The organism is Ruminococcus sp. (assembly GCF_024691275.1).
In the GTDB taxonomy this organism is placed as follows: Bacteria; Bacillota; Clostridia; order Oscillospirales; family Ruminococcaceae; genus Ruminococcus.
The window spans coordinates 1-2,363 of the sequence record NZ_JAILNU010000096.1 but is presented as its reverse complement, the minus strand read 5'-3'; the positions used below and the strand labels follow the sequence as shown (position 1 = coordinate 2,363).

The window sequence follows — 2,363 nt, the reverse complement described above, 5'->3', positions numbered from 1 at the left end:
CATTACATCGAATATAGCTCGGGCTGCTTCACTTGTTACTACGCCAACCGTGTTATCCCACAACGAAGATATACCGTCACCGATCCAGTCTATGGCATCGCCGATCCAATCAAACATTATCGTTCACCTCCTTGGGAACATTCGTCAGCCTGTAGAGGTTTGAACTTGATCCGCCGTTGTTGCGAAGTCTCGGCTGTTTTTCGATGAGTCCTTTTTCAAGGAGCTCATGAAGAGCCCTGAATACAGTTCTTCGGCTCAGGCTCAGGTCCTGAGCTATTGTCTTGGCTGACGGAAAACATTCTCCTTTCTTATTCGACCTGTCGCAGAGGTAGCAGTATACTGTTACCGCTCGATGCGGCAGACCTAAGTCATATATTCGTCTTTCAACATTCAAATGATCAACTCCTCTTTTCTGTCTTAATATTCGTTTTCTTGGGTTCTGCCTGAATATCCGCTTCCTCAAACGTCATATCCACGGGTATAGTAATGCTTTTCTTTGCAGGCGGATATTTCACAGAGACCTCTCGCATAAGCTCATCTCGCTCCATATATGTCACGGAACGTGTTGCTTTATCTGCCAGCATGAAAGGCTCACCGAACTTTATGCCCCACTTGAAGTACAGCTTCAGCTTACTTATCATGGGGTGAGTTCCGGTCTTCATGACTATAAATTGACCTTTAGGCATACTCTTGAGTTCGTCAACCGTCATCAGAGGTCTTCCCATCATCTGTATGGAACGTGAATGCTCCTTCCCCAGCGATACCGAACCTGACTGGACGGTCTGTTCTCCCAGGGCTTTGGACAGCACCTCTGCAGACTGCGACTGCGGAGCAAATCCGCCGAATATGGTGAGCTGTGTATTATCGGTTATGATCTCCGAGCCTTCCTTGCCGTATTTCTGCTCAAGCTGTGCAAATGACTGTATAATAGCAACTATAGATATTTTTCGGCTTCGACCTGCGGAGAACATCGCCTCGGCTCCCTCTATCTTGGGGAAGGTGCCAAACTCATCACAGTAGAACATTACTCTGTTCGGCAGTGCGCCGCCGTGTTCATCGGCGATAACTAATATCTCACGGTATAACTGCTGTATCAGCAGGCTGACCATAAAATATTTCGACTGATCTTCCTCTGGAAGTATTATGAATATAGCGGATCTTTCGTTGCAGAAACGTTCAGCGTCTATGGCAGTACCGAAGCACAATATCTGCTCCATCTCAGAGTCCAGAAAGCTATTGAGCCTTGACAATGCCGTTGACATTACCGACAGCATTGCCTGATCTGCTGAGTTCAACGCCGCACCTGCCAGCCACTTTGCTTTGTGGTCGCTTGGCAGGAGTTCCATCAGTTTGGTAAAATACATCGGCGGCTTGTCCTTAGCGTTCTTCGGAGGAGGCTTAGCTATGAGATCCTGTATCAGCTTGAATACCGATACGATGTGCCTTTCATTCTTTTCACCGAACTCCGCTAACAGCAGTATTATCGAAGAAAGCAGTCCTTCCGCCGCATCATAGAAAAATGCGTTCTGACCGTAGTTAGAGCTGTCACCGCCTCCGATATTGATTATCGTCTTTGCAGTGATCTTGGCGTATTTCTCAGCCTTTGCCTTTGCTGAAAGGTTTGTCCTGTCCGATAGGTAAATATCCATATATTTGTTCACAAGATGCAGTATATTGTCCTCATCGCTTCGAGTAGGATTTCTGAGATCAAGCACCGATACGTTGTATCCATAGCAGTTCTTGGCTATATTTCCATAGTTTCGAGCTATATCGCCTTTGGTATCCGTTGACAAAAACGACATTCCTGATGCAAGGCAGAACTCTATGTTCGGATACAGGAAGTACGCTGTTTTGCCGACGCCTGCTGCACCGATCATTAAGCTATGAACATCTCCTGTATCAACAAGAGCTGTTGTATTTACCTTTCCGTGACAGCCTATTACCGTTCCTTGCACCTTCGGCAGGTCTTTTCCTTGCCTCCACAAATCAGGCTCGAATGGCAGAGAGACAAAAGTCTGCCTTATCTCCGGCTTGGTTGCCCACCTTGCTGTTCCATGCTGTCCGTCGCCGACGGATTTTGACTTGATACTGTTTATTCCGCGGCTGTCCAGTACACTTACAACTATTGCAAAAATTATCAGACACGCCGCCATTAATGCTAACAGATATATTTTCTTATCATCCAATACTACACTTCCTTTTCTGCTATTATATTGTTAGTTTCTTTGTATACTTAATATATGCCTATGACATATTGACGCGCCCCCTATGACAATGAAGGAAGCGGAGATAGCTCCGCTTCCTCGTCCTGGTCTTCATTTTCGCTCATTTCTTCCGCAGGTGCGGTGACCATATCTGTCTCT

At 46.3% G+C, this 2,363-nt stretch carries 2 protein-coding genes; both read right to left on the bottom strand.

What is annotated here, in order from left to right; translation table 11 throughout:
- Positions 1–109 precede the first annotated feature (109 nt).
- Entirely contained in the window at positions 110–394 is a 285-nt protein-coding gene (locus K6G33_RS11635) for a helix-turn-helix domain-containing protein (protein ID WP_296779646.1), read from the bottom strand.
- Between the two features lie 4 nt (positions 395–398).
- Positions 399–2,153, bottom strand: a complete 1,755-nt coding sequence (locus K6G33_RS11630; RefSeq protein ID WP_296779648.1) for a type IV secretory system conjugative DNA transfer family protein — start codon at positions 2,151–2,153, stop codon at positions 399–401.
- Positions 2,154–2,363 lie beyond the last annotated feature (210 nt).

Excerpts from the sequence above, each read along its gene's own strand:
- K6G33_RS11630 (WP_296779648.1), bottom strand. The coding sequence starts at position 2,153 with ATGGCGGCGTGTCTGATAATTTTTGCAATAGTTGTAAGTGTACTGGAC.